At 72.3% G+C, this 26,987-nt stretch carries 22 protein-coding genes; 10 read left to right on the forward strand and 12 right to left on the reverse strand.

Annotated elements, in window-relative coordinates:
- Window positions 1–106 precede the first annotated feature (106 nt).
- The 3 genes from ACFXAE_RS29935 to ACFXAE_RS29945 all read right to left on the reverse strand — a co-directional run bounded on the left by ACFXAE_RS29935 (window position 107) and on the right by ACFXAE_RS29945 (window position 2,199).
- The gene (locus ACFXAE_RS29935) at window positions 107–1,075 is read right to left on the reverse strand and encodes a hypothetical protein (RefSeq protein WP_384720613.1); all 969 of its coding nucleotides are present in this window, start codon (window positions 1,073–1,075) and stop codon (window positions 107–109) included.
- 70 nt (window positions 1,076–1,145) lie between these two features.
- Complete coding sequence (locus ACFXAE_RS29940; protein WP_384720616.1) at window positions 1,146–1,343, reverse strand: DUF397 domain-containing protein; 198 nt, start codon at window positions 1,341–1,343, stop codon at window positions 1,146–1,148.
- A gap of 1 nt (window position 1,344) precedes the next feature.
- A complete protein-coding gene (locus ACFXAE_RS29945; protein ID WP_384720619.1) occupies window positions 1,345–2,199 on the reverse strand; it encodes a helix-turn-helix domain-containing protein in 855 nt (284 codons plus the stop codon).
- A 157-nt stretch (window positions 2,200–2,356) separates the two neighbouring features.
- On the opposite strand from ACFXAE_RS29945, the gene ACFXAE_RS29950 reads away from it, so the two are divergent.
- Window positions 2,357–2,569: a hypothetical protein gene (locus tag ACFXAE_RS29950; protein ID WP_384720623.1), complete on the forward strand. Its 213-nt coding sequence runs from the start codon at window positions 2,357–2,359 to the stop codon at window positions 2,567–2,569.
- On the forward strand, window positions 2,566–2,952 hold the full coding sequence (locus ACFXAE_RS29955; protein WP_384720626.1) for an ATP-binding protein: 387 nt from the start codon (window positions 2,566–2,568) through the stop codon (window positions 2,950–2,952). Before ACFXAE_RS29950 ends, ACFXAE_RS29955 begins: the two co-directional genes overlap by 4 nt.
- 348 nt (window positions 2,953–3,300) lie before the next feature.
- On the opposite strand, the gene ACFXAE_RS29960 is transcribed toward ACFXAE_RS29955, so the two are convergent.
- From ACFXAE_RS29960 to ACFXAE_RS29975, 4 genes are all read right to left on the reverse strand, one after another.
- Entirely contained in the window at window positions 3,301–3,489 is a 189-nt protein-coding gene (locus ACFXAE_RS29960; protein WP_384720629.1) for a hypothetical protein, read from the reverse strand.
- A 200-nt stretch (window positions 3,490–3,689) separates the two neighbouring features.
- Window positions 3,690–6,647, reverse strand: a complete 2,958-nt coding sequence (locus ACFXAE_RS29965; protein ID WP_384720632.1) for a BTAD domain-containing putative transcriptional regulator — start codon at window positions 6,645–6,647, stop codon at window positions 3,690–3,692.
- Window positions 6,648–6,772: 125 nt separating this feature from the next.
- Entirely contained in the window at window positions 6,773–7,255 is a 483-nt protein-coding gene (locus ACFXAE_RS29970; RefSeq protein WP_384720635.1) for a nitroreductase/quinone reductase family protein, read from the reverse strand.
- Between the two features lie 12 nt (window positions 7,256–7,267).
- Entirely contained in the window at window positions 7,268–8,788 is a 1,521-nt protein-coding gene (locus ACFXAE_RS29975) for a CehA/McbA family metallohydrolase (protein ID WP_384720638.1), read from the reverse strand.
- A gap of 119 nt (window positions 8,789–8,907) precedes the next feature.
- On the opposite strand from ACFXAE_RS29975, the gene ACFXAE_RS29980 reads away from it, so the two are divergent.
- The 4 genes from ACFXAE_RS29980 (at window position 8,908) to ACFXAE_RS29995 (ending at window position 13,413) form a co-directional block, all read left to right on the forward strand.
- Window positions 8,908–9,114 carry a hypothetical protein gene (locus ACFXAE_RS29980; protein ID WP_384720641.1) on the forward strand — a complete coding sequence of 69 codons (207 nt, stop codon included), beginning with the start codon at window positions 8,908–8,910 and terminating at the stop codon, window positions 9,112–9,114.
- Between the two features lie 114 nt (window positions 9,115–9,228).
- On the forward strand, window positions 9,229–10,107 hold the full coding sequence (locus ACFXAE_RS29985) for an LLM class F420-dependent oxidoreductase (protein ID WP_384720644.1): 879 nt from the start codon (window positions 9,229–9,231) through the stop codon (window positions 10,105–10,107).
- Window positions 10,108–10,131: 24 nt separating this feature from the next.
- Window positions 10,132–12,720, forward strand: a complete 2,589-nt coding sequence (locus ACFXAE_RS29990; RefSeq protein WP_384720647.1) for a bifunctional FO biosynthesis protein CofGH — start codon at window positions 10,132–10,134, stop codon at window positions 12,718–12,720.
- Between the two features lie 126 nt (window positions 12,721–12,846).
- Window positions 12,847–13,413: a hypothetical protein gene (locus ACFXAE_RS29995; RefSeq protein WP_384720650.1), complete on the forward strand. Its 567-nt coding sequence runs from the start codon at window positions 12,847–12,849 to the stop codon at window positions 13,411–13,413.
- An 11-nt stretch (window positions 13,414–13,424) separates the two neighbouring features.
- Here the strand turns inward: ACFXAE_RS29995 and ACFXAE_RS30000 are convergent, their stop codons facing one another.
- From ACFXAE_RS30000 to ACFXAE_RS30010, 3 genes are all read right to left on the reverse strand, one after another.
- Complete coding sequence (locus ACFXAE_RS30000; protein ID WP_384720653.1) at window positions 13,425–13,823, reverse strand: PIN domain-containing protein; 399 nt, start codon at window positions 13,821–13,823, stop codon at window positions 13,425–13,427.
- Complete coding sequence (locus tag ACFXAE_RS30005) at window positions 13,820–14,101, reverse strand: hypothetical protein (protein WP_384720656.1); 282 nt, start codon at window positions 14,099–14,101, stop codon at window positions 13,820–13,822. Before ACFXAE_RS30005 ends, ACFXAE_RS30000 begins: the two co-directional genes overlap by 4 nt.
- A gap of 303 nt (window positions 14,102–14,404) precedes the next feature.
- Window positions 14,405–14,917 carry a DUF2165 domain-containing protein gene (locus ACFXAE_RS30010; RefSeq protein ID WP_384720659.1) on the reverse strand — a complete coding sequence of 171 codons (513 nt, stop codon included), beginning with the start codon at window positions 14,915–14,917 and terminating at the stop codon, window positions 14,405–14,407.
- Window positions 14,918–15,028: 111 nt separating this feature from the next.
- Between ACFXAE_RS30010 and ACFXAE_RS30015 the strand changes: the two genes are divergently transcribed.
- Both ACFXAE_RS30015 and ACFXAE_RS30020 read left to right on the forward strand, forming a co-directional pair.
- On the forward strand, window positions 15,029–17,674 hold the full coding sequence (locus ACFXAE_RS30015) for a tetratricopeptide repeat protein (RefSeq protein ID WP_384720713.1): 2,646 nt from the start codon (window positions 15,029–15,031) through the stop codon (window positions 17,672–17,674).
- A 139-nt stretch (window positions 17,675–17,813) separates the two neighbouring features.
- A complete protein-coding gene (locus ACFXAE_RS30020) occupies window positions 17,814–18,932 on the forward strand; it encodes an ADP-ribosylglycohydrolase family protein (protein ID WP_384720661.1) in 1,119 nt (372 codons plus the stop codon).
- 8 nt (window positions 18,933–18,940) lie between these two features.
- On the opposite strand, the gene ACFXAE_RS30025 is transcribed toward ACFXAE_RS30020, so the two are convergent.
- The gene (locus ACFXAE_RS30025; RefSeq protein WP_384720664.1) at window positions 18,941–20,515 is read right to left on the reverse strand and encodes a sodium:solute symporter family protein; all 1,575 of its coding nucleotides are present in this window, start codon (window positions 20,513–20,515) and stop codon (window positions 18,941–18,943) included.
- 398 nt (window positions 20,516–20,913) lie between these two features.
- Here ACFXAE_RS30025 and ACFXAE_RS30030 point away from each other — a divergent pair, with 398 nt between their 5' ends.
- Window positions 20,914–22,635 carry a hypothetical protein gene (locus ACFXAE_RS30030; RefSeq protein WP_384720716.1) on the forward strand — a complete coding sequence of 574 codons (1,722 nt, stop codon included), beginning with the start codon at window positions 20,914–20,916 and terminating at the stop codon, window positions 22,633–22,635.
- Between the two features lie 572 nt (window positions 22,636–23,207).
- Here ACFXAE_RS30030 and ACFXAE_RS30035 read toward each other — a convergent pair.
- Window positions 23,208–25,745: a serine hydrolase gene (locus ACFXAE_RS30035; RefSeq protein ID WP_384720667.1), complete on the reverse strand. Its 2,538-nt coding sequence runs from the start codon at window positions 25,743–25,745 to the stop codon at window positions 23,208–23,210.
- A 343-nt stretch (window positions 25,746–26,088) separates the two neighbouring features.
- On the opposite strand from ACFXAE_RS30035, the gene ACFXAE_RS30040 reads away from it, so the two are divergent.
- Window positions 26,089–26,844, forward strand: a complete 756-nt coding sequence (locus ACFXAE_RS30040; protein WP_384720670.1) for a GPP34 family phosphoprotein — start codon at window positions 26,089–26,091, stop codon at window positions 26,842–26,844.
- Window positions 26,845–26,987 lie beyond the last annotated feature (143 nt).

The following is a 26,987-nucleotide window of genomic DNA, read 5'->3' on the forward strand; positions in this document are numbered from 1 at the left end:
CAGGCCCATCGCCGAAGGCGACGCGGAGTGCAGCGCAGCGGAACGCAGCGCCCTTGACGCGGCCCGCGGAAGCACGACACTGACAAAGAAGCGAGTGGCCCGACGGTCACGTGGAAGCGACGGGCGGACCACCTCCCCTCGCCCTCAGCCAAACCAGCGAGGCACGGATCTCATCGATCATGGCCCCGGCCCCCTCGAACACCTCCGCCGCTCCGAAGCGCAGGACGTGCCGGACTTCCGGGCAGCGGGCGATCTCGTTGAAGCGGGCCATGTCCCGGCGGTGGGCCTCGCGGGTGCCGTGGTAGGCGTAGCCCTCGATCTCCACCGCGAGTCCCTCGGCCCGGAACAGGAAGTCGAGGTAGCGGCGTCGGCCGCTCGGCGTACGCACCTCGACCTGCGTCTCCGGACGCAGACCGGCGTCGAGCATGCGGAGGCGCGCGATCGTCTCCGCGGGGGACCCGGAGTCACGGTCGACGAGCCCCAGCCGGTCCCGAGCCCGAGCGGAGCCCAGCAGCGGTGCCTCCAGCGCGAGGGAGAGCGCGGCCGGAGCGACGAGCGGCGGCCGACGCACTCCACCCACCCTGCGGTAACCGAGCGCGGACTCCACGGCCACCAGGGCGTCGTCCCGGCCGCCGTTCCGCAACAGATCGGCGAGGGTCCGGGGCACGTCGGTGACCCGCAACCCGCATCGGCGCGCGACATCCGTCTCGGCGAGGGGCAGGCGATGCACGCGGACGTCCGTGAGCCTGCCCCGGAAGCTGAGCCCGGGGTCGGTGAACTCGACCCGCTCCGCCGAGCCCGTACCCAGCGTCTCGATCTGCCACAGCCGAGCGGCCGAGCGGTGACTCACGACGAGCCGGGGAGTGAGGAGTTGGGTCACCCTCATCCGTACCCCTGCGTCGATCACCTTCCCCGGCTCGATCCACGCCCCGTTCCGCACGCGGGTCCATCCGTCCGCGCGCAGCCGCAGAGCGAGCGAGCTCTGCGGCCATCCGGCGTCCAGCGCCCACGCGGTGAGCAGCACGCCTCCCCGCGCCAGCGCCCGCAGATCGGTCCTGGGCCCCACGCGTTCCACGACGGCAGTCTCGCCGATACGGGACAGGAGCCTCCCGTCCCTGTGGATAACCCCGTGGCCGGCCCCGGCCTCAGTGCCGCAGCTCGTCCAGGAACGCACCCCACGCAGCCGCCCGGAAGACCAGCACGGGACCGCCCCCGGACTGCTTCGAGTCGCGTACGGGGACCACCATGTCCGCCCCCGTGTCCGGGAGGCCGACGGCGACCTCGACGCAGTTCCCGCCGCTGCCGTTGCTGTAGCTGCTCGTCCGCCAGCGGACGCTGGTCAAGTCAATCCCGCTGCTTGCCATTTCGACAGTCCTCAGCCGCTTCCTCGATCATGGCGAGGGACGCCTCCGGCGGCAGAGCGGCGGCCCTGAGGCGATCGTACGACTTGCGGTACTCCTTCACGAGAGCCGGTTCGTCGATGGTGTCCCCGGTGTGCAGGGACTCGGTGTAGACGAGCGGCGGGGCGTCGGGGAAGGACATGAGCATCGCCGTACCGAGCATGAATGGATGCGGCCGTCCGGTATTCCACGGCAACACCTGTGGAGTGATGCGCGGGCGCCGGGCCAGCTCCATCACGCGCTCCAACTGCTCGGCCATCTCCGCCGGAGGGAGGATGGAGCGCCGGATGAGCGACTCGTCCAGCACCACCCAGTACTCGGGCGTCGACTGGTCGTCGTCGAAGAGACGGGCCCTTGTCAGCCGCGCCTCCACCTTCTCGTCCGTCGTCTCCGCCGGCTCCAGCGGGTGCGTGGCGCGGACGACGGCACGGGCGTACGGGCCGGTCTGGAGCAGCCCGGGGAAGACCGTCGGACACCACTCCTCGATGACGTCCGCGTGCCGCTCCGCCTCCAGCACCCGCTCGAAGTACTTCGCGTGCCCCTTCCTCCGAGCATTGCGCACGTCCTCGCACCGCCGCGCGAAGAACCCGTCCGTACCGAGGACTTGATCCACGTGCTCGGCCAGCTCGCGCGGCATGCGCCGCTGGCCGCGTTCGATCTCGCTGAGGTGACTCAGCCCGTAGAAGCTGCCCTCCGCCAACTGCTGGAGCGTGAGCCCCGACTGCTCCCGTTTCCAGCGCAACTCCTTGCCGTAGAAGCCCGGGACGCTCTCCGACCCGTCGATGTCCTTGCGCGGCATGCCGGCCACCACCCGCCGATTCCGTAACTCCACAACTCCACCGTCACCGTGCCCGGTTCCGCCGTTCGCGGCGGGGAGGCCGGACCCCTTTCACGGTACGCAGAATGACGTCACTCTGTGACTGATTCGTCACAGAGCGCACGGAAGGTGTACGCCCATGCAGTCATGGCCCCCGCCGCCGGAACCAGTCGCGGAGGAACTGCGCGCAGCCCTCGCCGCCCACGGCATCACCCTGCCGTCCCTCGGCGTGGACCTGCCGAGCTTCGCCGGGTCGTACCACCCGGCGGCCGGTCTGATCGCCCTCGGCAACTGCAACACGGCCACGGCGCGGCAGTTGGCGGAGGTTCTCCGGAAGGCGGCGGAGGGGTGAGCGCACCGGAACGGGTCCTCCCGGCTCTCCGGCTCGACCTGCTCGCCTTCCCCGAGGCGGTTCCCGAACTGCGGCGGGCCGTACGCGAGTGGCTGGACGAGCCGTGCGCCGATGTCCAGCTCTGCGTCACGGAACTGGTGAGCAACGTGATCCGTCACGTGGGGGAGGGCGCTCCCGTACGCGTCCGCGTGGCCCGCACGGGTACGCACATCCGCGTCGAGGTCACCGATCCCGACCCGCACACGCTGCCCGTACTCCGCCGAGCCGACGCCGAGGAGGAACGGGGGCGCGGGCTGTCGCTGCTCGACGCGGTGGTGTGCAGATGGGGAGTGGACCATGGAGGCGAGGGCAAGGTGGTGTGGTGCGAGCTGGCCTGTACGTAGATCAGGGCGGGCGTACGACGACGGGGCCGAGGTTTCCCTCGGCCCCATCGGTGGTCGGGCGATGCGTCAGGGCATGTTGGTGTCGGCCGGCGCCGGGCTCGCGACGGCGCCGGTGATGCCGATGACCAGGGTGAGGGTGGCGAGGACCTTCTTGGTGCGGGTCACTGTGACTCCTGTTGTGGGAGAGCAGATCCGTACGGGAAGGGACATCAGGACGAGCGCAGTCAATTGTTCGAGTGATTCGAACGGTTCGCGTCAAAGGTTGACCAGAGACCTGTGCGGACACACGTCGGCCGCGACGGCTCCCCCTCCGCGCCGCCGCGGCCGATCCCCGTGTGGGAAGGACGGCTACTTGCCTCCGTCGAGGTCCAGGGCGGGCGGGGCGGGCGAGTGGTTGTCCAGTGTGGTGATGACACCGTCGGCCGGCGGTACCGGAGAGTGGTTGTCCAGAGTCGTGATCTTCTCGTCGGTCGGCGGTGCGGGAGAGTGGTTGTCCTGTGTGGTCGCGTCTTCCGTCTTCATCCGGCTTTCGTCCATCTCACGGCTCCCTTTGCGAACGGATCAGATCTGGTGGCCCCTGTCCAGCGGCTCCCCCGAGGGCTGCTGGGCAGGGGCCGGGTAGGACTCTCACACAAGAGGTGAGGTCCAAGCGACCCGCCTGCCCCCCGACGCGACGGATCGACATGCAGAGCATGGCAGCCGGGCATAAACAATCGATGAACGTCCCGGTGGACCCGCTACGCGGCGGCGAGCGGGGAGAGGAGCGTGCGTACGGTGCTCGCCTCGGGGGACCCGGCCTGCTCGTGCAGAGGCAGTGCCTCCAGCCAGCAGACGCGCGCGCGGTCCGTCTGGTCAAGCGCGTACAGAGCACGTCCCAGGGTGGTCAGTACGCCGGCGCGTACCCGGTCGCCGCCGATACAGCCGACGGTCAGGGCCTGCTCGGCATGCTGGGCCGCCTGTGGGTAGTTCTGTCCCACCAGGTGGGCCTGCGCAATGCGGAAGTGCGTCGTGCCTTCCCAGAGGCGCTGCCGGTTCATCCGGAACATGTCCAGGGCTTCGGTGAGTTCCCGGAGGGAATCACGGGGCCGCTCGGCCTCCGTCAAGGCCAGACCCAAGGCGTACTTGGCATTGGCCAACCGTACGGTCGTTCCCAAACGGCCGTACACGCCGATGCCTTGCTGAGCGAGAGTGATCGCGAGAGAGGTACGGCCCATGGCCAGGTGGACTCGCGACAGATTGCACAGGGCGCTTGCCTCCCCGGCCAGGTTCTCGTCGTCCCGTGACACCTCGATGGCACGGAGCAGGTGCTGCTCGGCGTCCTGGTAACGGCCCTGGTTGAGTCCGATGATCCCGCGGTCGTTGCTGGCCCAGAAGAGAGGGGTGGGATCCTCCGCGGCGTTGGCGAGCAACTCCGCCTGCCGTGCCTCCTCGTCCGCTTCCTCGTAACGACCTGCCACCAGGTGCACGTTGGTCAGGGCGGTCCGGGCGCGTCCTTCTGAGTGGGGGTCCCCGACGGCCTGCGCGGCGTCCTTGGCGGCGAACGCGGCTGACTCGTACTGCTTGGAGTTGGCCCCGGACTCCCCCAGGTCCTTGGCGGCCCACAGAAGGTCCACTCCCCTGCGGAGGCGATCGGTGCCAAAGGCTTGTCGGGCGCAGGCCAAGAGGGAGTTGGCCTCGGAGTAGAGCCAGTCCAGGGCCTCTTGCCGATCACTGAAGTGGAGTCCGGCGTACCGCGTTGCTTCCAGGTGATGGACCAGCCGGTCCCCCGGCCGTTCGAGCGCGTACACCCCCGCCGCCGTGGCCAGGTAGAAGTCCAGCACCCGCGAAAGCGCCGCCTCCCGCTCACCGGGCGGCTGTTCGTCGCGTTCCGCACACGCACGCGCGTAGAGCCGCACCAGATCGTGGAACCGGTACCGCCCCGGCGCCGCCGACTCCAGCAGCGACGTGTCGACCAGGGACTCCAGCAGGTCCTCCGTGTCCTCCGCCGGGAGGTCCAGTACCGCCGCTGCCGCCGCCAGCGAGATGTCCGGGCCGTCCGCCAGCCCCAGCAGCCGGAATGCCCGTGCCTGGGCCGGCTCCAACTGCCCGTAGCCCAGCTCGAACGTCGCCTTCACCGCCAGGTCGCCCGCCTGGAGTTCGTCAAGCCTGCGGCGTTCGTCCGCGAGCTTCGCCGCCAGGACCGAGACCGTCCAGGTGCGCCTCGCCGCGAGCCTGGACGCCGCGATGCGGATCGCCAGCGGCAGGAAGCCGCACGCCGCCACCACGTCCAGGGCGGCCTCGCGCTCCGAGGCGACCCGTTCCTCGCCCACGATCTTCGTGAAGAGCGCCAGCGCCTCCTCCGGTGACATCACGTCCAGGTCGACCAGGTGGGCCCCGGCCAGGCCCACCATCCGGACCCGCGACGTCACCAGGGCCGCGCAGCCCGCCGTCCCGGGGAGCAGAGGCCTGACCTGCGCCGCGTCCCGCGCGTTGTCCAGCAGGACCAGCACCCGGCGGCCGTCCAGGACCGAGCGGTACAGCGCCGCCCGCTCCTCCAGGGAGTCCGGGATCGCCGAGTCCGCCGTGCCGAGGGCGCGCAGGAAGGCGCCCAGGACCGTCTCCGGTTCCGCGGAACGGGATCCCGCGCCCTGGAGGTCGACGTACAGCTGGCCGTCGGGGAAGGAGGAACGCGCCGCGTGAGCCACGTGCACCGCCAGGGTCGTCTTGCCGACGCCGCCGATGCCGGCCAGCGCCGACACCGCCATCACCTGGGCCTCCGCGCCGGACGCCGACGCCAGTACGTCGCTCAGCTCCCGTACGAAGGACGCGCGGCCCGTGAAGTCCGGCACCGTCGCCGGGAGCTGGGCCGGGCGGACGGGGACCGCCACCGGTTCCGCCATGGGGGCGGACGGTTCCGCCAGGCCCGGGTCGGCCTGGAGGATGCGTTGCTGGAGTTCCTGCAGACCCGGGCGCGGATCGACGCCCAGTTCGTCGGCGAGGAGGCGGTGGGTGTCCGCGTACACCGCGAGCGCCTCCGCCTGGCGGCCGCTGCGGTAGAGCGCCAGCATCAGCAGCTCGCGCAACCGCTCCCGCAGCGGATGCGCCGCCGTCAGCGCCGTCAGCTCCGAGACCGCCTCCGCGTGGCAGCCCTGCTCCAGGTCCATGTCCAGGCGGGATTCGAGGAGTTGGAGCCGCCATTCCTCCAGGCGGACCCGCTGGGCCTCCGCGTAGGGGCCCGGTACCCCGGCCAGTGTCTCGCCGTCCCACAGGGCCAGGACCCGGTTGAGCACGTCCCGCGCGTGGCACAGGTCCCCGGTGTTCCGCGCCTTCTCCGCCTCCGCCGCCAGCTCCTGCGCCGCCGCGAGATCCAGCGCGCCCTCGCCGAGTCCGCGCACCGCGTAGCCGCCGGACTCGCTGACCAGGACCCCGGGGTCCAGCACCTTCCGCAACCGGGAGGCGTAGGTGCGCACCGCCGCCAGCGCCTGGGACGGCGGTTCCTCGCCCCACAGGGCGTCGATGAGTTCGGCCGCCGTGGCCGTACGGCCCTCGCGCAGCAACAAGGCTGCGAGCAGGGCGCGTTGCTGGGGGCTGCCGGTGGCGACCGGCTCGCCGTCGCGCCAGGCGCGCACCGGTCCGAGCACGCCGAAGCGCAGCGTCCCGGGCTCCGTCGAGGAGCCGGGACGCCGCTGCTCCGGTCCTCGCGGCACACCGTCCATGCAGTCCCCCTACGTATCCTGAGCAACTACGCCAGTTTGCCTTGTTCATGGCGGATGCGGCAGTCGTGCGAGACGGCGATCACACGGGGAGCGGCGGGCCGTCACCGGGCCCACACATTTCGTCCTCAGCCGTCCAGATCCACCCGCACCCTCAGCAGCCCCGCCCCGAAGGCCCGCACGGCGGCGCTGTTGAGGCGGGGCAGGGTACGCGGCCGGGCCACGGGGTCGTCGTCGGGCAGGAGATGTGCGGTGCCGGTGTGCCGGTGGCCCCGGATGCGCACTCGCACCCGGGGGTCCGCCTTGACGTTGCGGACGTACTGCGACCGCTCGCCGAACTCCGACACCAGCCAGAAGGGGTTTCCGGCCCGCCGCCCGCCCGCCCGCCGCCCGCCCACCGGGGTCCGGCGGGGCAGACCGGAGAGGCGTCCGGTGGTCTCCAGGAGGGTCTGGAGCGGCATCCGGCGCAGGACCGGATTCCCGATCCGGCGCAGGACCGGATTCCCGATCCGGCGCAGGACCGGATTCCCGATCCGGCGCAGGACCGGATTCCCGATCCGGCGCTGGAACGCCGTGGCCGCCCGGTACGTGCGTTCGGCGCGAGAAGTCATCGTGCGTCGAGCCTACCGGCGGCCGAGGAATATCGGGTTGGTGAATCCGGCCAGGGCGCCGGGCAGCGGTCCGGCGGCCGTCTCGTGCCGCAGTTCGGCGCGTACGTAGGCGGCGTACGACGGTGTGGTGCGCCACTCCACCACGCCCGCCCCGGACACCGGCAGCGGGGCACTGGTGTGCAGCACGCCCTGGTCGGTGACGAACCGTACGGTGCAGCGCGGGGCGCCGGTGACCTCCAGGCGGACGGTGACCGGGGTGTCCTCGTCCACCCGCAACCGCTCGCCGATTCCGGCGTGTTCGCCGCGCCCGCCGGACGCGGTGAAGCCGAGGGACAGCCTGCTGGACTCGGCGATGTACGAGCGGCCCGCGCGGATGCCGTCCTGGACGGCCTCCCGGGTGAGGTCGTCGGCGAGGACCACGGTCTGCGGGCTGCCGACGACGTCCGGGTCGCGGTGGGCGTCGCTGCTGCCCATCGCCGGGATCCAGTCGCGGCCGTCGCGTCCGTCTCTCACGGACGCCACCAGCATGCCGTCCCAGTCGGCCAGCGCCACCTCGTCGTCGGGCGTGTACGGGCCGTTCCACACCTCCACGGCGTCCGCCTCGCCGAAGCCGAACTTCCAGGTGCAGCCGACGCAGGTGGCGTGCGGATGGGCGGGGACGACCAGGCCGCCGGCGCGGCGGATCTGCCGGGCGAACCGGCCGAAGCGGTTGTCGCGGGCGCGGTAGCGCCAGTCGACGAACGTGCCGGGGTCCGTGCCGATCGCGACGACGTGCCCGTTGCGGGTGGTGACCTCCTCGCCCAGCAGCACCAGCAGGTCGTCACCCGCCGCCTCGGCCCAATGGGCGTGCGCCGAGTGCGTGTTGTGCTCGCTGCTGTTGATGAAGTCCAGCCCGGCCGCGCGGGCGAGCGCGGCGATCTCGGCGGGGGTGCGGCGGCCGTCGGAGTACCAGGAGTGCAGGTGGCAGTCGCCCCGGTACCAGGCCCGCCCCCGCCCCCTGGCCCGCTCCGGCGGATACACCGGACGCACGGTCTCGCCGGGCTCCCCGTAGGTCAGCGTCACGGTGATCTCGTACGACAGTCCCTGCGGGGCCACGGTGTACGGGCCCAGCGCGATGTGCCAGGTGCCCTCGCGCACCGGGCCGGGGAGGTAGCCGGGGGTGGCGTCGTCGGCGCGGAGGAAGAACTCCGTGCGCGCCCCGCCCGACCAGCCCCGGAAGCCCCGGCCGCCCAGCTCGGTGCCGCGCTCGTCGAAGATGCCGATGTCGAGGGCGTTGCCGGTGGTGCCGGCCGGCACGGTGGGCCGGTCGTAGGTGTAGGCGACCTTGATCTCGCGGACGCCGTCGGGCACCTCGACGGGGACGTACACGAAGTCGGGGGCGCCCGGCGGGAGGGTGCCGCGCACCGTCCTCGTCTCCCGGCCGTCCCGGTCCGCCGCGGAAGCGAAGCTCACGCTTCCCCACGTAAGTGCGGCGGCGGCGCCCGTCATGAACACGGCGCGCCGCCCGATCCCGCTCTGATGCTCCTCGCACATGCTGCTGCTCCCAGGGTGTCGGATGGTGACAGGGCTTGGGTGGTGCAGGGGTCGGTGCGGTGCAACCCTTGTATGGAGCGGTGAACTGCCGTGTAAGAGAAGGGAATCGACAGCAGACCATGAGATTCGCCTGGTTCGTCTGGCTCGTCCGGCACATCAACGAGTTCGGTTTCAGTCAGGGCCCCGTGAAAGGTGCGATCGGAACGGTCGCCGTGCTGCTCACCGCCGTGCTGCTCGGTTTCGCGCTGCGCCGCCACCGGCCGGCCGACCTGGCCGTCGGCGGCTTCACGGCGGTCGCGGGGATCGGCTGGCTGGCCTTCCACTGAGCGGGGCGCGCGGAGCGGAGGGGACGCCGGGGCGGAATGCCGACCGGTCGGTATGGACAGATGGGAGCCGCGCGGGTATTGATGGGTCCGTCGTCCGCGTACGAAAGGCCGCTCATGCGCATCGCCGTCACGATCTTCCTCACCGACGAGACGATCACCCCGGTCCGGCTCGCCCGTGAGCTGGAGCAGCGCGGGTTCGCCGGGCTGTACCTGCCGGAACACACGCACATCCCCGTCGAGCGGACCAGCCCGTATCCGGCGGGCGGCGAGCTGCCGCGGGAGTACGGCCGCACGCTCGACCCCTTCGTCGCGCTCGGGCAGGCCGCCGCCGTCACCGAACGGCTGGGGCTCGGCACCGGCATCACGCTCGCCGCGCAGCACGACCCGATCGACCTGGCCAAACAGGTCGCGACGCTGGACCACCTCTCCGGCGGCCGGTTCACGCTGGGGCTCGGCTTCGGCTGGAACGTCGAGGAGGCCGCCGACCACGGGGTGGAGTGGCGGACCCGGCGTGAGCTGGTGCGGGACCGGATGGGGCTGATGCGGGCGCTGTGGGCGGAGGAACCGACGGCGTACGAAGGGGAGTTCGGGAGCGTGCGGGCGAGCTTCGCGCATCCCAAGCCGGTGCGGAAGCCGCGCGGTCCTGTGATCGGGCCGCGCACGCTGGTCGGCGGGGCGGCGGGACCGAAGCTGTTCGCACACATCTGCGAGTACGCCGACGGCTGGCTGCCGATCGGCGGGCGGGGCCTGACGGAGGCGCTGCCCGCGCTGCGCACCGCCTGGGCCGACGCGGGCCGCGACCCCGGCGCCCTCCAGGTCGTGCCGTACGCCGTGCGCCCCACCGCGGGCAAGCTGGCGCACTTCGCGGAGCTGGGCGTCGAGGAGGTCGTGGTGCAGCTGCCGCCGGAGGGGGAGGCGGGGGTGCTGCGGGCACTGGACGCGTTCCAGCCGTTCGTGAGCGGAGCGGACGGAGCGGACGGGCAAGGGACCTGATCAGTCCGAACGTATGCTCAAAGAATGACGACTTCCGTGACCACCGGAACCGGCGGCCCCACCGAGAACTCCCTGCGGCGCGCCCTCAGACGCGCCCGGGACGGCGTCTCCCTGGACGTCTTTGAGGCGGCGGTCCTGCTCCAGGCGCGCGGTGAGCACCTTCAGGACCTCTCCGCGTCGGCCGCCCGGGTGCGGGACGCGGGGCTCGAGGCGGCGGGGCGGCCCGGTGTCATCACGTACTCCAAGAGCGTCTTCGTCCCGCTGACCCGGTTGTGCCGGGACAAGTGCCACTACTGCACGTTCGTCACCGTGCCCGGCAAGCTGCGCCGGGCCGGGCACGGGATGTTCATGTCGCCGGACGAGGTGCTGGACATCGCCCGCGAGGGCGCCGCCGCCGGCTGCAAGGAAGCCCTCATCACCCTCGGCGACAAGCCCGAGGACCGCTGGCCCGAGGCGCGCGAGTGGCTCGACGCGCACGGCTACGACGACACGATCGCCTACGTCCGCGCCATCTCCATCCGCATCCTGGAGGAGACGGGACTCCTCCCGCACCTCAACCCGGGCGTCCTGACCTGGACCGACTTCCAGCGCCTCAAGCCGGTCGCGCCCTCCATGGGCATGATGCTGGAGACGACGGCGACCCGCCTGTGGTCCGAGCCCGGCGGCCCGCACCACGGCTCCCCGGACAAGGAGCCCGCCGTACGGCTGCGGGTGCTCGAGGACGCGGGCCGCTCCTCGGTCCCCTTCACGTCCGGCATCCTCATCGGCATCGGCGAGACCTACGAGGAGCGCGCCGAGTCGCTGTTCGCGCTGCGGAAGATCTCCCGCGCCCACCACGGCATCCAGGAACTGATCATCCAGAACTTCCGCGCCAAGCCGGACACCGCGATGCGCGGCATGCCGGACGCGGAACTCGACGAGCTGGTCGCCACGGTCGCCGTCGCCCGGCTCGTCCTCGGCCCCTCCGCCTGTCTCCAGGCTCCGCCGAACCTGGTCGACGCCGAGTACGGACGCCTGATCGCGGCCGGCATCGACGACTGGGGCGGGGTCTCCCCGCTCACCATCGACCACGTCAACCCCGAGCGCCCCTGGCCGCGGATCGACGAACTGGCCGAGAAGTCCCGGGCGGCCGGCTTCGAGCTGCGCGAACGCCTCTGCGTCTACCCGGAGTTCGTGCGACGGGGCGAGCCGTGGCTGGACCCGCGGCTGCGTCCGCACGTGGCCGCGCTCGCCGATCCCGCCACGGGCCTGGCACGCCCCGGCGCCCTCCCCCAGGGGCTGCCCTGGCAGGAGCCGGACGAGGCGTTCACCGCGACCGGCCGCACCGACCTGCACCGCACCATCGACACCGAGGGCCGGACGTCCGACCGCCGCGACGACTTCGACGAGGTGTACGGCGACTGGGACGCCCTGCGCGAGGCCGCCGCCCCCGGCATGGTCCCGCAGCGCATCGACACCGACGTCCGCGAGGCCCTGCGCACGGCGGCCGACGACCCGACGAAGCTGACCGACGCGGAGGCGCTGGCGCTGCTGCACGCGGACGGCCCGGCGCTGGACGCGCTGTGCCGGGTGGCGGACGACGTGCGGAAGTCGGTGGTGGGCGACGACGTGACGTACATCGTCACCCGCAACATCAACTTCACCAACGTCTGTTACACCGGCTGCCGCTTCTGCGCCTTCGCGCAGCGCCGTACGGACGCGGACGCCTACACGCTCTCGCTCGACCAGGTCGCCGACCGCGCCCGGCAGGCGTGGGACGTGGGCGCGGTGGAGGTCTGCATGCAGGGCGGCATCCACCCCGACCTGCCCGGGACGGCGTACTTCGACATCGCGAGGGCGGTGAAGGAACGCGTCCCCGGCATGCACGTGCACGCCTTCTCCCCGATGGAGGTCGTCAACGGCGCGACCCGCACCGGCATGTCGATCCGGGAGTGGCTGACGGCGGCGAAGGAGGCCGGTCTGGACACCATCCCCGGCACGGCGGCGGAGATCCTCGACGACGAGGTCCGCTGGATCCTGACCAAGGGGAAACTCCCGGCGGCGACCTGGACCGAGGTGGTCACCACGGCCCACGAGCTGGGCATCCGCTCGTCCTCGACGATGATGTACGGTCACGTCGACCAGCCCCGCCACTGGCTGGGCCACCTGCGCACCCTGGCGGGCATCCAGCAGCGGACCGGCGGTTTCACGGAGTTCGTGACCCTTCCCTTCGTGCACACCAACGCCCCCGTCTACCTGGCGGGCATCGCCCGCCCGGGTCCGACGGTCCGGGACAACCGCGCGGTCACGGCGATGGCCCGCCTCCTGCTGCACCCGCACATCCCCAACATCCAGACGAGCTGGGTGAAACTGGGCGCGGAGGGCGCGGCGGAGATGCTCCGCTCCGGCGCGAACGACCTCGGCGGCACGCTGATGGAGGAGACGATCTCGCGGATGGCGGGCTCGTCGTACGGTTCCTACAAGTCGGTCAAGGACCTGATCGCGGTCGCGGAGGCCGCGGGCCGCCCGGCGAAGCCCCGTACCACCCTGTACGGCGAGGTGCCGGAGGAGCGCCGTCGTACGGCGGAGGCGTCGGACGGTCACCTGCCGGAGCTGTTGCCGGTCCTGGACTGAGACGGGCCGGGGAAGCGCGGGTGCTGGCAGTAGGATGATCCGAACCGCGTTCGATCGGGACCCGCGGCCTTCGGACCGCAACCCGAGGCCTTCGACCGGGACCCGTAGCTGAGGAGATGCGTACCGGTGCCTGCCCGTCTTCCTTCGTGGGCCTGGGTGACCGGGCTGACCACGGGGGCGATTGCCGCGGTGGCGGTCCTGGCCGTCCAGGCGGACCAGGGGACGAAGCCCACCGCCGCCACGACCCGGCCGAGCGCGTCGGCGACGGCGGACGCGAAACCGTCCGCCGAGCCGGAGGAGAAGGAGTCGGCGGCGGTACCGGCCGACTCGGGCACCGGCCGCCGGATCGTCTACTCCCTCGGTGCGAAGCGGGTCTGGCTGGTCGACGCCAGCGACGCCCCCCGCCGCTCCTTCGCGGTCTGGCCGGGCACGGTCGCCCCGGACCCCGGCACGTACACGATCGGCAAGCGCACCGAGGCCACCACCGGCAGCGACGGCGTCCCGGTCGAGCACATCATGTACTTCGCCCAGAAGTCCGGTGTCTTCGTCGCCTTCTCCAACGCGGTCGACGGCTCCTCGCCCCCGCCCGCCGACCCGGGCGCGCAGACGGGCGGCATCCGCGTCGCCAAGCCCGACGGCAAGGCCCTGTGGACCTTCGGCGCGGCGGGCACGACGGTACGGGTCGTCGAGTAGCCGGGGCGGACTCAGACCTTCTCGGCCACCACGCGTGGATGCGCGGCGGTGAGCAGGCCGATGTCCTCCACGTCGGACGTCAGGACGGTCACCTTGCCCGGGTGGTGCAGGGCGGTCGCGCAGAGCATGGCGTCGATGGCGTACTTGTGGCCGTGCAGTCCGGCGGCACGCAGCAGGGCGGCAGCGGACTGGGCGAGTGCCTGGGTGACCGGCTCCACGCGCAGCCGCGAGAGCGTCCATCGCAGCGCGGCATCGTTGATCCTCGGATGGATCACCTCGACCAGGACCGACGCCGAGGTGATCACCGGCAGATCCGCCTCCCGAGCGGCCGTCAGCCACTCGTGCACCTCGCGGTCCCGCTGTACGGCCTTGGCCAGCCCTTCACTGTCCAGGACGAGGGCACCGCTCACGCGGCGGCCCCCGCGCCGGAACCCTCCCCGGTGAGCCTGGCGCGCTTGGCCGCCACGGCGCCCGGGTCCGCGGGCCCGTGGACCTCCTCGAAGGAGGCGATCAACTCGTCCAGCTGGTCCCGCTCGATCTGCCGCTGAGCCGCCCTCTCCAGGTACGCCGAGACACCCCGCTTGCCGACCCGCTCACGGATCGCCTGCAGGGTGCCGGCGGTGAGGGTGATGGAGACGCCGCTGCTGGGGCCGTCGCCGGGAGGGAATTCGGTGTCGTCGTCAGCCATGACCCCATTATGGCATCGCAAATGCCATAAGTGTGCTGGTCAGTCATTCCTCGAGCTCGGCGAGGATGCGTGCTGTCGCGCGCCACTCGACGACGACTCGATGGACATCGGCGTGGGGATCCCGGCCGGGCGCATCGTCCATGGCTCCGAGGAGTTCGGCCGCGAACTCCTCCCGCTCGGCTGCCGACAGATGACGGACCCACGGGAAGGCCGAGGGGGAGCACGCGCAGGAGGGCTGCGCGAGCCGCCCCCGCGGAGAAGGCGCTCATGGGAAGGGGCACGGGGTGAAGGTGCTGCGGCCCCTCAGCGGGCGTCGTGCCTTTCGGTGTGCGTCACCGGCAGGTGGTTGACCAGCAGGACCACGCCGCTGAGGACGAAGACGCGCAGGGCCGCGTCCAGGCCGTTCCAGTCCTCCGACTGCCACATCGCGAACCACTCGCCGCCGATCGCCATGAAGCCGGCGCCGAAGAGGAGCATCACCATCAGCAGGCCGTAGGTGGAGACGCGGCGGGCGCGCGGGTGGTCGTGGCGGGCCCAGAGCCAGGTGCCGTAGATGAGGACCAGTGCGGCGGTCGTCTCCCAGACGATGATCGCGACGTACGCGGCGTCCTGCACGCCCTCGTTCGTGATCGCGCGCCACATCAGGTCGTCGTCCTTGAACGTGGTGTCCATCGCGAGGACATGCCGGACGAAGTCCTGGTTCGTGCCGAAGTCCGTGATGTTGCCGAGGGCGACCAGCGCCATGTAGAGGGCGACGGAGGCGGTGAGGAGCGTGGCGGCGAGGGGCAGCGCCCCGCGTGCGGTCGTGGTGGGCATGCCTTCTTCCTTCCCCGTAACGGACGTTGCCTCCCCTGCCTGTTGGGCGAGAATGGGGCGCGTCGGATTCCGGGGTGAGGGGACGTTCGCGTGGCGCAGGCACGGTCGTCGATGCAGCAGTTGATCCAGCGGCGCAGGCGCGCCGGACTGGTGGCCCGCAGCGCCGAACGCGAGCTGTTCCGGGGAAACTTCGACACCGCGCCCGAGGACGGGCGGCACCGCTTCCTGTTCCACGTGCACGGCAACGCGGGCGTCGGAAAGACGTTCCTGGTCCGGGAGTTCGAGCAGATCGCCCGGGAACGGGGGGCGCTGACGGCGTACGTCGACGAGAGCGCCGGCTGCGTGCCCGAGGTGCTGGCCGCGGTGTGCCGTCAGGCCGGCGACCAGGGGCACCGCTTCAAGGAGCTGGACAAGCTCCTGCTCGCGCACCGCGAACGGCGCCATGAGGCGGAGCTCGCCGCTCTCGCCGCGCTGGATCCGGCCCCGGAGGGCGGCCCGTCGGCGGGCAGCATGGCGCTCGCCCGGGCGGGACTGGCCGGCCTCGGACTGATACCGGGCGTCGGTGCCTTCACCGGCGCCGTCGATCCGGGCCAACTCGCCCAGGGCACCGACCGGTTGCGTGCCACCCTCGGCGCACGCTTCCGCAGCCACGAGGACGTGCGGCTCGTCCTCTCCCCGGAGAGCGTCCTCACCCCGGTGCTGGCGAAGGAACTCACCGACGCGGCCTCCTCGGTGCCGTGGATCGTGCTGTTCTTCGACACCTACGAGCGGACCGGTCCGTTTCTCGACGGCTGGCTGCACGACATCATGACGACCGACCGCCACGGCACCCTGCCCGCCACCGTGATCGTCGTGACCGCCGGCCAGCGCCCCTTCGACGCCGCCCGCTGGGGCGGCTTCGCGGATTTCATGACCGCCGTGCCGCTCGCACCGTTCACCGACGCGGAGGCGCGTGAACTGCTCGCCGACCGGGGCGTCACGGCGGAACCGGTCGTCACCGAGGTCCTGCGGCTCACCGGCGGTCTCCCGGTCCTGGTCTCCACCCTCGCCGGGACCCGGCCCGCCGGACCCGACGACGTGCACGACCCGAGCGCGACGGCGGTCGAACGGTTCCTGAAGTGGGAGCCGGAACCCGCGCGCAGGGCCGCCGCGGTCTGGGGCGCGCTGCCGCGCTGGCTGGACGCGGACGTGTTCCGGGCGGCGGCCGACTGCCCGGAGGAACAGCGCGACGAGTTGTACGACTGGCTGGGCGGGCTGGCGTTCACCGACGAGCGCGCGGCGCGGCTCCGCTACCACGATGCCGTGCGCGCCCCGATGCTGCGGTGGCAGCGCACCCGCTCCCCGCGCGGGTGGGCGGAACGGCACCGGCATCTGGCCGGGACGTTCCGCCGGTGGCGTGAGGAGGGCGAGGCCGGGCGGGCCGCCGGGGAGCTGTGGGCGGACGAGGAGTGGCGGGAACTGCGGCTGGCGGAGTCGTACCACCTGCTGTGCGCCCGGGAGCCCGGGGCGCCGCAGGTGGTGATCCGGGAGCTGGTCGAGGCCTGCGGGCAGGGTGGGGCCGTGGCCGAGCGGTGGGTACGGCTGCTGGAGGACGCGGGCCGGGACGCGGACCTGGAGACGGTGACCGGCTGGTGGCGGGAGCTGTCCGGGGCGCTCGGGGAGGGCGGCCCGGGAGCCGTCCTGGACCGGCTGCTGCGTCTGCTGCCCGAACCGCCCGCCGATCACCCGGTGGGGCGCGATCGGGCGGACTCGCGGTGGCGTCGTGAGACGTCGCCGGTGGCCGGCGACGACGCCGACCTGCTGGGGAGCCCGTGGCCGGGCGGCCTCATCGTCGCCGGTGCGGGGTCGTATGGTGCGGACGGTGCGGGGTCGTATGGTGCGGACGGTGCGGGGTCGTACGGCGCGGACGGTGCGGGGTCGTACGGCGCGGACGGTGCGGGGTCGTACGGCGCGGACGGTGCGGGGTCGTACGGCGCGGACGGTGCGGGGGTGCACGGTGCGGACGGTGCGGGGGTGCACGGTGCGGACGGTGAGCCGGCGGTGCCCGGGACCGGTGACATGGGCCTCGGTGCCGTGCTCTCCTCCTCACTGGCGGCCCGGCTCCACCGCGGCAAGGCCGTCCTGGCCGCGGCCCGGGGCGACTACCCGGCCGCCGTCGCCCACCTGAGGCACGCGGTCCGGCTGGCGCCCCGGGACGCCGGCCTCTTCGCCCTGCTGGGCGAGTACCGCCGTGTCCTGCGCCGCCACTCGGCGGCGGTGCGGGACCTGCGCACGGCGCTCACCCTGGATCCGGGGCACGCCTACGCCTGGGCCTCCCTCGGCGCCACCCGGCTCGCCCTCGGCGCCCCGGCCGCCGCGCTCATCGCACTGGACCGCGCCCTGGAACTCGACCACGACTACCCCTGGGCGCTGATCCGCCGGGCCCGCGTGTGGCGGGAACTCGGCGAACCCGGACGCCGGCTCGCCGACCTCGACCGGGCCGTCGCCCTGCAGCCCGACTCCCCGTGGGCCCACTGCGAACGCGGCGACGCGCTCCGTGCCGCCGGGCGCGACGAGGAGGCGCTCGTCGCGTACGACCTCGCCCTGAGCCTCGACCCCGAGTACAGGTCGGCGTACGCGAGCCGGGGCGTGTCCCGCTTCAACCTCGGCCGTCCCGCCGAGGCCCTGGCCGACCTGGACCGTGCCCTGGAACTCGACCCCGCCTACGAATGGGCGCGCACCCAGCGGGACGCGGTCGTACGTCACCGCGACGGCTGACATCGCCCTGCCCGACCACCTCCGATCACTCACTTCACACGCCTCACACCCCGCGTACCGAATCACCCCCTGAACCGACCGTCCCCGTTCGATTACAGTGCTGGCACCGCACATACGGACGAGGTCCCGGGAGGTCGGGGTGGGCGGTACCGCCGGGCCCGTGTGGGGGCGTCGCGAGCAGCAGGACTTCCGCAGCCGGGTGCGCGGGACGCTGCTCGGGGTCGCCCTCGGTGACGCGCTGGGCGCGCCCGTGGACGGGGTGACGGCCGACGGGATACGGGAGGCGTACGGCGCGGAGGGTCTCGCCGATCTCGCCCCCGCCCACGGCCGGCGCGGTGCCGTCACCCACCACACCCAGCTCACCCTCTTCTCCGTGGACGGCCTGATCCGCGCCCAGGTACGGCGCGACACCGGCGCCTGGCACCCGCCGACCGACCTGCACCGGGCGTATCTGCGCTGGGCCGCCACCCAGCGGGACTGGGGGCCGGACGAGCGGCGCGAGGACGACGGCTGGCTGGCGCGCGAGGAGTGGCTGTACGCCCGCCGGGACCCCGCCCGCACGCTGCTGCTGGGGCTCGGGGACGAGACGATGGGGACGCTCGAGGCGCCCAAGAACCCCGGCGCGGCGGGGCCCGAAGCCGCCGCCAGGTCCGCGCCGTTCGGGCTGCTCGTCGGCTGGGAGCCGCAGCTCGTGGCGCAGCTCGCCGTGGAGTGCGCGGCGCAGACCCACGGCCACCCGGTCGCCTGCCTGGCGGCGGGCGCGTACGCCGTGATCGTGCACGCGCTGGCCCGGGGCGAGAGCCTGGACACGGCCGTGCAGCGGGCGCTCGCGCTGCTGGCCGCCCGGCCGGGCCATCAGCCGGTGTCGGACGCGCTCCAGCACGCGCTGGGTGCCGTGCGGCAGGGGATGCCCACCCCGGAGCGGGTCACGGAGCTGGTCGGGAACGCCACCGCCGAGGGGCTGCTCGCCGCCGCCGTGTACTGCGCGCTGGTGGGGGAGGACGTACGGCAGGGGCTGTGCCTGGCCGTGAACCACGACGGGCCCAGCGCCGCCGCCGGGGCGCTGGCCGGCGGGCTGCTCGGGGCGCTGCACGGCGAGACGGCCCTCCCGCCGGCCTGGCTGGCCGAGCTGGAGGGCCGTCCCACGATCCTGGAACTCGCCGACGACTTCGCGATGGAGATGACCCAGGGCCCCGCACTGCACGGACCCGCCGGCGCGTCCCCCGCCTGGCTGACGAGGTACCCGCGGGGCGCCTGAGGGGCCGGCTACCCGAGAGGCCGCTGGTCCTTCACCCGGGCGGTCTCCTCCGCGGGAGCCGGGACCGCCGCCGCGGCCGAGTCGTCGTCGCCGTCGGTGTTGACGGTCTCGATGACCGCCATCCGCTCCGGGGTGTCCTCCGGCTTCACGTAACCGATCAGGACGTAGAGGACCAGCGAGACCGCCAGCGGGATGGAGACCTGGTACTCCAGCGGTACGCCGCCGTCGACGGCCCAGTGGATCGGGTAGTTCACCAGCCAGAAGGCCAGCAGGCCCAGCCCCCAGCTGGTGAGCGCCGCGGTCGGGCCGGAGCGGCGGAACGGCCGCAGCAGGCCCAGCATCATCGGGATGGCGATCGGGCCCATGAGACCGGCCACCCACTTGATGACGACCGTGATGATGTCCTTGAAGGCCGGCGAGTTGACCTGGGTCGCGACGGCCATGGACAGGCCGAGGAAGACCACCGTCGTGATCCGGGCCGCGAGCAGGCCGGACCGCTCGCCCCACGTCCGTGCCTTCGCCGACAGCACCGGCGCCACGTCACGGGTGAAGACGGCCGCGATGGCGTTGGCGTCCGAGGAGCACATGGCCATCGTGTGGGAGAAGAAGCCGACGATGACCAGGCCCAGCAGGCCGTGCGGCAGCAGTTGCTCGGTCATCAGGGCGTAGGAGTCGGAGCCGTCCGCCTTCTGGGACTCCACCAGCAGCGGCGACATCCACATCGGGAAGAACAGGATCACCGGCCAGACCAGCCACAGCACCGCGGACAGCCGTGCCGAGCGCTCCGCCTCGCGGGCGTTGGGGGTGGCCATGTAGCGCTGGGCCTGGTTGAGCATGCCGCCGTTGTACTCGAACAGCTTGATGAACAGGAACGCCAGCAGGAAGACCGTGCCGTACGGTCCGACCAGCGGCTCCCCGTGGCCCTGGAGCTCCGGCTCGTCCCACGCCCCGAAGAAGCCGCCGTGGTCGCCGAGTTCGATCACCACCGCGACGAACATCGCGATGCCGGCAAGGAGCTGGATGATGAACTGGCCGAGCTCGGTCAGCGCGTCCGCCCACAGGCCGCCGATGGTGCAGTAGATCGCCGTGACGACGCCGGTGATGAGGATGCCCTGGTTGAGCGAGACGCCGGTGAACACCGACAGCAGGGTGGCGATGGCCGCCCACTTCGCGCCCACGTCCACGATCTTCAGCAGCATGCCGGACCAGGCCAGCGCCTGCTGCGTCTTCAGGTCGTAGCGGTTCTTCAGGTACTCCAGCGGTGAGGCGACGTGGAGCCGGGAGCGCAGCCGGTTGATCCGCGGGGCGAACAGCTTCGACCCGATGGCGATGCCGAAGGCGATGGGGAACGACCAGGTGACGAAGGACGTCACGCCGTAGGTGTAGGCGATGCCGGCGTAGCCGGTGAACATCACCGCGCTGTACCCCGACATGTGGTGGGAGATGCCGGAGAGCCACCAGGGCATCTTGCCGCCGGCCGTGAAGAAGTCGCTGACGTTGTCCACCCGCTTGTGCGACCAGACACCGATGGCGACCATCACGGCGAAGTAGCCGATGAGAACCGCCCAGTCGAGACCGTTCATGTCCCCCCTTCCAGGGTCCGCCTTGTGAACTCCACTCAGCTGGTTGGCACTTCGCCTGAGCGGGGTAGGGACGAGGAGGGCCGCGAAGTGCCCGCTCATCGTGGGCGTTATGGCGCGATCATGACAATAAAGCGTCAGGTCAAGAGCGGGTAAAATGTTCGCCTTGGTGATTTTGGTTCAGTGATGTGAACACCCTGTCGGGTGGACCGGTCCGCCGTCGCCGGTGCGCGGACGGTCGCTCGGGTTGACGGCCCTCCAACTGCGGGGTCCCTGCTGCCAACGGTCGGTGGTCGATTAGCGTCTACATGAAGCGAGACCCTCCCGTACGAGTCGAATGGATAGCCGCAGTGGCCTTCGCCGAGCTGAGCCCGCACCGCCCTGCCCTGCGCGACAAGTCCATGCGGGATCGCCGGTCCTGGTACGAGCGTCACCGCGTCCCTCTCACCGTCCTGGTGTGTTCCCTGCCGCTGTACGGCGTGTGGGGAGCGGTGTTCGCGACGGGCGGCGGCGACCTGGCGGCGCAGGTCGCGTGGGCCGAGTTCGCGAGGATGTATCCGGGCTACGCCTACAACCTGTTCTGGTACGGCGGCCTGCACGCGGCGAACTACAGCGTGATCTCGCCGTACCTGATGGCGGCCCTGGGAGTGGTCCCCGTCACCCTGCTGTCGGGACTCACGGCGTCGTGGCTCGCCGGCGCGGTGGTCCAGCGCACGGGAGTGCGCAGACCCGTCTGGCCCGCGCTGGTGGTGATGTTCTCCCTGTGGTGCCAGGTGGTGTCCGGACGCTCGACCTTCATGCTCGGCAGTGCCTTCGCCATGGGCGCCGTGCTCGCGGTGGTCAGCGGGCGCGGCGGCCGGTACCTCACGGCGGCGGCTCTGGCCGCGGCACTGGCCACGATGGGGAGCCCGGTCGCCGGGTTGTTCCTCCTCGTGGTGGGAGCCGGCTACCTGCTCACGCGCGAGTGGGGCCGCGCCCTCGCGCTGATCCTGCCGCCGGTCGCCGTGGTCGCCACGACCACGCTGCTCTTTCCGTTCGAGGGCGAGCAGCCCATGGCGTTCGCCCGGATATGGCCGCCCGTCCTGCTGTGCGCGGTGATCATCCTGGTGGCGCCGAAGGCCTGGCGGCTGCTGCGGTACAGCGCCGCCGTGTACGCACTCGGAGTGGTGCTCTGCTACCTGATCGCGTCGCCGATCGGCACGAACGTCGAACGCCTCACGGAGTTGGCGGCGCCCGCCGCCCTGCTCGCCATAGCGATGTACCGGTGGGACGGCCGTGCGGGGGACAGCCGTGCAGGGGACAGCCGTGCGGGGGACAGCCGTGCGGGGGACGGCACGCCGCCCGCCCGGCGCTCACTCGGCCGACTCACGCCCGGGCGGCGGAAGGTGGGCTGCGCGGTGGCCCTGGCCCTGGCCCTGACCTGGTTGTCCGGCAAGACGATCGCCGACATAGTCACCAACACCAAGGTGCCCGAGTGGGCCGTCAAGACCGACGGTGTCGTCAACGAGCTCGAGCGGCTGGACGCCGAGCGGACGAGGGTCGAGGTGGTACCGGCCCGCGACCACCGGGAGGCCGCCATCCTCGCGCCCCACATCAACATGGCGCGCGGCTGGAACCGCCAGGCCGACGTGGAGCGCGGCCGCCTCTTCTACGAGGGGCACGGCGGGACCGAGGTGCCCGAGGGCACCTTCACCTCCAAGGCCTACAGCGACTGGCTCTCCCAGTGGGCCGTGGGCTTCGTCGTCCTCGTCAACGGTGAGCCGGACGGCCCCGCGAAGCTGGAGCACGCGCTGGTGAGCAGCGAGCCGGACTATCTGGACCTGGTGTGGGAGGACGCCAACTGGAAGATCTACCGGGTGAAGAACGCGACTCCGCTCGTCGACGAACCCGCCTCGGTGGTGAGTTCCGACGGCGCCAACCTCGTCGTCCGCATGCCGCGGCCCGGCACGGTCACCGTGCGGATCGCCTACTCGCCCTGGCTGTGGGCGGACAACGGCTGCCTGGCCGACGAGGGCGAGTTCACCCGGCTGACGGTCCAGGAGGCGGGTGACGTCCGGATCAGCTCCCTGTACGGCGGGCCGTCCCGCGAGAAGCCGCTGGAGTGCGAGGAGACGGAGCGGTGACGCGGGCCGCGGGCGTGGTGGCGCGCCCGTAGCCCGGGGAGTGGGTTCGAGGACCCGGCGGGCGGACGCCGGCCAGGCCTTCCTGGTCGCCTTCAGCGCACGGAAGGAAGCGGCGTCGGCTGTGACGATGCCACGCTGGATCCTCGTCTCGACGGCGGACCGGACCGCCACGACCCCGGTCTCCTCCTTTCCTGTCCGCGGCGCGCCGGCCGCAGCTTCTGCGGGATCAGGGCGGTCACGGTGGCCACCCTGGCCCAGGGCGACGGCTTCGGGGCCGCCACGCGCACGGTGAACGGCCGGGACGGGACGGAAGGTGTGAAGACTGGTCAGGTCTCTCAACTCGGTCATGCGGTTTCCCCCCTGGTGTGTGACGAGGCGGTTCTGTGACCGTTGGTGATCACGTTGGTGCCAGAGGTGACCAAAGCGCTCGCTGCTGACGTTTGACCATGTAATTGCATAGGTCAACGAAATGGGGGGCGCGCCGCGGCGGCCGGGGCCGGATGCGGAGGAACAGAACAGCGCCCTGTCCGGTCCACGCGGACCGGACAGGGCGCTCGATGTGTCGGAGCGGATCAGGTGAGACGCGTCAGCTTGTCCGTGAAGCCGGGCTCCACCAGGTCTTCCCGCAGGGCGACCGGCACCTTGACGGCGCCGCCCGTGCCGTCGCCCACGGTGAGCGTGCCCACCTCGGTGCCGGCCTTCGCGGTGTGCGGTACGTCGGACGGCGCGAACGACAGCTTCACCGTCAGCCCGGCCCAGCCGACCGCCGGGACGTCCTTGGTCGCCACGACCGGGGTCCGGCCGCCCATCCTGTCGTCCACGTACCCGACGACGTCGCCCTTCTTCACGATCTTCGCCGAGGTGATCGCGTCCTGGGCGGCGAGCAGCGCCGTCTCGCTGACGGCGTTGACCGTGTCGATGATCGGCGCCTTGTGCTGGCCGAGGATCGCGCCGACCACGGTGACGGTCTCGCCGCCGGCCTCCTTCGTCGCCGCGAACAGCAGGTTGCCGCCGGCCTTGGTGGTGGAGCCGGTCTTGATGCCGAGGGCGTTGTTGTAGGGGACCAGCGTGTTGTAGTTGCGGTGCTTCGTGCCCGACGGGTCGATCCACTCCGGCAGCTTGGTGATCTCCATCAGCGCGGGCATCTTCACCAGCTCGTTGCCCAGCTTCACCTGGTCCTCGGCGGTGGAGACGGTCGTCTCCTTCAGCCCGGAGGCGTCGGTGTACGTCGTGTTCTCCATCCCGAGCTCCTTGGCGGTGTCGTTCATCTTCTGGATGAACTCCGCCTCGCTGCCGGCGTCCCAGCGGGCCAGCAGCCGCGCGATGTTGTTGGCCGACGGAATCATGATCGCCGAGATGGCCTGACGCAGGGTGAGCTTGTCGCCCTCCTTGACGGTGTTGAGGGTGGACTCGCCCTCCGAGTCGTAGCCGCCCTCCTTCTCGGCCGTGGCGTCGACGGGGACGTCGGGACCCTCCTCGCCCGACTTCAGCCGGTGGTCCTTGAGGACGACGTACGCCGTCATCGCCTTGGCGACGGACCCGATCGCGACCGGCTTCTGGTCGCCGTAACCGTCCATCGTGCCGATGCCGTTGACATCCATCCAGCCCTGGCCCTCGCCCGGCCACGGCAGGGAGACCTTGCCGCCCTCGAAGGTGTACGAGTCCTCCGCGGTGAGCGTCAGCGCGGCCGCCGGCAGCGGGCGCATGGCCTGAACGACTGCAAACACGATCACCAGGAGCAGGACCAGCGGCGTCCAGATCTTGACCCGTCGCACGGCGGTCCGCAGCGGGGTCTGCGGGGGCGGCGGGGTGTTGGTCAGCTCGGCCAGCAGGTCCAGCGGCGGCCTGGGCGGCAGCGGCTGCTGCGTGGTCCGCTCGGGGCCGACCTGCGGGAGGGAGGTGGTGGCCCCGGCGGGGGCGGCAGGGGTGGCGGGGGCGGCGGGGGTGGCGGGAGGTTTGCGGACGCCAAGGTCCTCGTCCCGCTTGAGCGCGACGAACTTGCTGGTCCGCTCGGCCGCGGCCTCGCGGCCCGCGTCGCCCAGCTTGAGCATGGTGGTGGGCTGGTCCACGGCCGGCGCGGAGGGCCGCCCGGTCCGGAAGACAGCGGTGGGCTGATCGACGGGGCCCCCGGCCTTCGGCCGGCCGTCCCCGGCGCCCGCCGCCGGCTCGTCTCCGGGTTCGTCCGCGTCGTCCCCGGGGCCCTCGTCGTCCTCGGCGGAGGTGTCGTCGGCCGCGGCCGGCTTCCCGTCGCCGTCCTCGGACGGACCCGCCTCGGGGTCCTCCCCGTCGGGGGCCGCGCCCGCGAGGGCGGCGGCCTTCGCCGTACCGGCGGCCGCGGAGGAGACGCTCTTCTCCGCACCGGCGCCCGGCACGTCCTGCGCGGCGTCCCCGGACCCGTCCTGACCGTGGGCCGCGTCGCCCGCCGAGGCGGCGGGCTCGGGCGCGTCCGTGTCCGTCCCGGCGCCGGTGGAGCCCTGTACGGCGTCCTCGTCGCCCGCTGAGGCGGCGGGCTGCGGTGCGTCCGCGTCCGTGTCGGCCTCGGGGGTGGCCTTTCCGGCCTTCTCGGGGCCGTCCTGGTCGTGGGGCGTGTCGGTCGTGGGCTTCGGCGTGCGTGCGTCCGTGTCGGCCTCGGAGGCGGCCCGCGTGGCGTTCCCGGGCCCGTCCTCGGCGCGGGACGCGTCGGCCGTGGCGGTGGGTGTCCCGCTCCCGGCGTTCTCGGGGCCGTCCGTCGGTTCCTCGGAAGCGCCCTCGGCCTCGTCCTCCGGCTTCCCGGCGGCAGCCGTCCGCCCGGAGGCGTCCTCGACCGCGGTGTCCGCCCGGTCGGACGCCGGCTCCGCCTCGGACCCCTCCTGGGCGCCGGACTCCCGCCCCGCCGCGGCCGTACCGGCCCCGGAGGCGTCCCCCGCTCCGTCGGCGGCACCCTCCGCCCCGTCCGGGGCCTCCTCCGGGTCCCCGTCCGGTTCCGCCGAGCGGACCCATGTGGCCACCGCCTCGCGCAGACGGCCGGACCCGTCACCCTCGCCGGCGGGCGCGTCGTCGCGCACCGACAGCACACGGGTGGCCGTGTCGACGTTCCCACGGTCCTTCGAGGGCTCGGCCTCGCGGCTCACCGCCCACCGGGGATCCCGCTTCCCGGGAACCGGACCCGCGCTCCCCGACGTCGGTTCTTCCGACGACTCGCGCTGCTTCGACCTGTCGGGGGACTCGCCCGCCACCGATGCCTCCTCCATGTGCCGCACGCCCCGCGTGCGCCAACCGAACCGTGAACCGCCCGCCCGCGACAGCGCTCCGCAGCGCTGTCCGAACCATGTACCAGTGTCCTGTGTGCGGGCTTCCCCCACGTGGTAGACGAGAACGACATAGCTACTGGTTCCACTACGAACCGGTCACGCACCCTCGACAGACCAATGTGAGAGGGGTCACCCTGTCAGACATCCACGCGGGGAGGCATGGATGGGCAGGAGCCGCAGAACACTTCCGGAAGAGCTTTTGCTGCTGGCATTGGACCCGACCACGGGTACCACCGCACAGCCGCAGTCGCTCGACCTCGGTCTGGCCGGAGCACAGCTAGTGGAGCTGGCGCTGGCCGGACGGATAGCCCCAGACGGGGATCGTATCGCCGTGGTCGTGCCACGGCCGACTGGAGACCCAACACTGGACTGCGCGTTGGAGTTGCTGCGAAGGCGCGGCGCTCCGGTACGGGCGGTCCACTGGATCGGCGGGCCGCGTCTCGGGCTGCGCCAGACCTATCTCTCGCATCTGGAGCGGTGCGGCATGGTGCACGCCGTGGCCGGACAGATGTGCGGGGTGTTGCCGACGACTCGCTACCAGGCGACGGACACCGAGATCAGCCGGGAGATCAAGGCCCGGCTGGACTCCGCGATCCGCACCGGCGTTCCGCCGGACCCGCGGACCGCGGCGCTCGCCGCACTGGCGCACGCGGTCGGCCTCGGCAAGCACCTGTACCCGGGGAACGAGGGACGCTCCTCGCGTTCCCGGTTGCGGGATCTGATCCGGCACGACCCGATGGGCGGACTCGTCGCGCACGCCGTGATGGACGTCCAGAACGGCGTGGCGGCCCAGCCGCGCCGCAGCCCCGCCCCGGCAGGCCGGCAGGCCCCCGCCGACGGCAGGGGAGCACCGGAACCCGCCCGAGGCGTTCCGGCGCAACCGCACCGCGGATCCATGGCACGCGCCGCGGCCCACTGAGCCGTACGTCCCCCGGGGCAGGCGGCACGGCGCGTCCGACGGATCCACGGTCGACAGACCCGGTCACGGGAGCCGCAGTCCGAGCGGGGCGGGGCGTAAACACCGGTTTGCCCCCCCCCCCGCCGCGCCCCCCCGGGCGGCGC

It is taken from the genome of Streptomyces sp. NPDC059454 (genome assembly GCF_042749965.1).
Lineage (GTDB): Bacteria > Actinomycetota > Actinomycetes > Streptomycetales > Streptomycetaceae > Streptomyces.

What these genes read in the sequence shown, in the direction of transcription:
- ACFXAE_RS30010 (WP_384720659.1), bottom strand. Translation starts at nt 14,917, where the DNA reads ATGCCCACCACGACCGCACGCGGGGCGCTGCCCCTCGCCGCCACGCTC.
- ACFXAE_RS29990 (WP_384720647.1), top strand. Translation starts at nt 10,132, where the DNA reads ATGACGACTTCCGTGACCACCGGAACCGGCGGCCCCACCGAGAACTCC.
- ACFXAE_RS29975 (WP_384720638.1), bottom strand. Translation starts at nt 8,788, where the DNA reads ATGTGCGAGGAGCATCAGAGCGGGATCGGGCGGCGCGCCGTGTTCATG.
- ACFXAE_RS29945 (WP_384720619.1), bottom strand. Translation starts at nt 2,199, where the DNA reads ATGCCGCGCAAGGACATCGACGGGTCGGAGAGCGTCCCGGGCTTCTAC.
- ACFXAE_RS29960 (WP_384720629.1), bottom strand. Translation starts at nt 3,489, where the DNA reads ATGGACGAAAGCCGGATGAAGACGGAAGACGCGACCACACAGGACAAC.
- ACFXAE_RS30040 (WP_384720670.1), top strand. Translation starts at nt 26,089, where the DNA reads ATGGGCAGGAGCCGCAGAACACTTCCGGAAGAGCTTTTGCTGCTGGCA.
- ACFXAE_RS29970 (WP_384720635.1), bottom strand. Translation starts at nt 7,255, where the DNA reads ATGACTTCTCGCGCCGAACGCACGTACCGGGCGGCCACGGCGTTCCAG.
- ACFXAE_RS30015 (WP_384720713.1), top strand. Translation starts at nt 15,029, where the DNA reads ATGCAGCAGTTGATCCAGCGGCGCAGGCGCGCCGGACTGGTGGCCCGC.
- ACFXAE_RS29980 (WP_384720641.1), top strand. Translation starts at nt 8,908, where the DNA reads ATGAGATTCGCCTGGTTCGTCTGGCTCGTCCGGCACATCAACGAGTTC.
- ACFXAE_RS29965 (WP_384720632.1), bottom strand. Translation starts at nt 6,647, where the DNA reads ATGGACGGTGTGCCGCGAGGACCGGAGCAGCGGCGTCCCGGCTCCTCG.
- ACFXAE_RS29985 (WP_384720644.1), top strand. Translation starts at nt 9,229, where the DNA reads ATGCGCATCGCCGTCACGATCTTCCTCACCGACGAGACGATCACCCCG.
- ACFXAE_RS29950 (WP_384720623.1), top strand. Translation starts at nt 2,357, where the DNA reads ATGCAGTCATGGCCCCCGCCGCCGGAACCAGTCGCGGAGGAACTGCGC.
- ACFXAE_RS30005 (WP_384720656.1), bottom strand. Translation starts at nt 14,101, where the DNA reads ATGGCTGACGACGACACCGAATTCCCTCCCGGCGACGGCCCCAGCAGC.
- ACFXAE_RS30030 (WP_384720716.1), top strand. Translation starts at nt 20,914, where the DNA reads ATGCGGGATCGCCGGTCCTGGTACGAGCGTCACCGCGTCCCTCTCACC.
- ACFXAE_RS30025 (WP_384720664.1), bottom strand. Translation starts at nt 20,515, where the DNA reads ATGAACGGTCTCGACTGGGCGGTTCTCATCGGCTACTTCGCCGTGATG.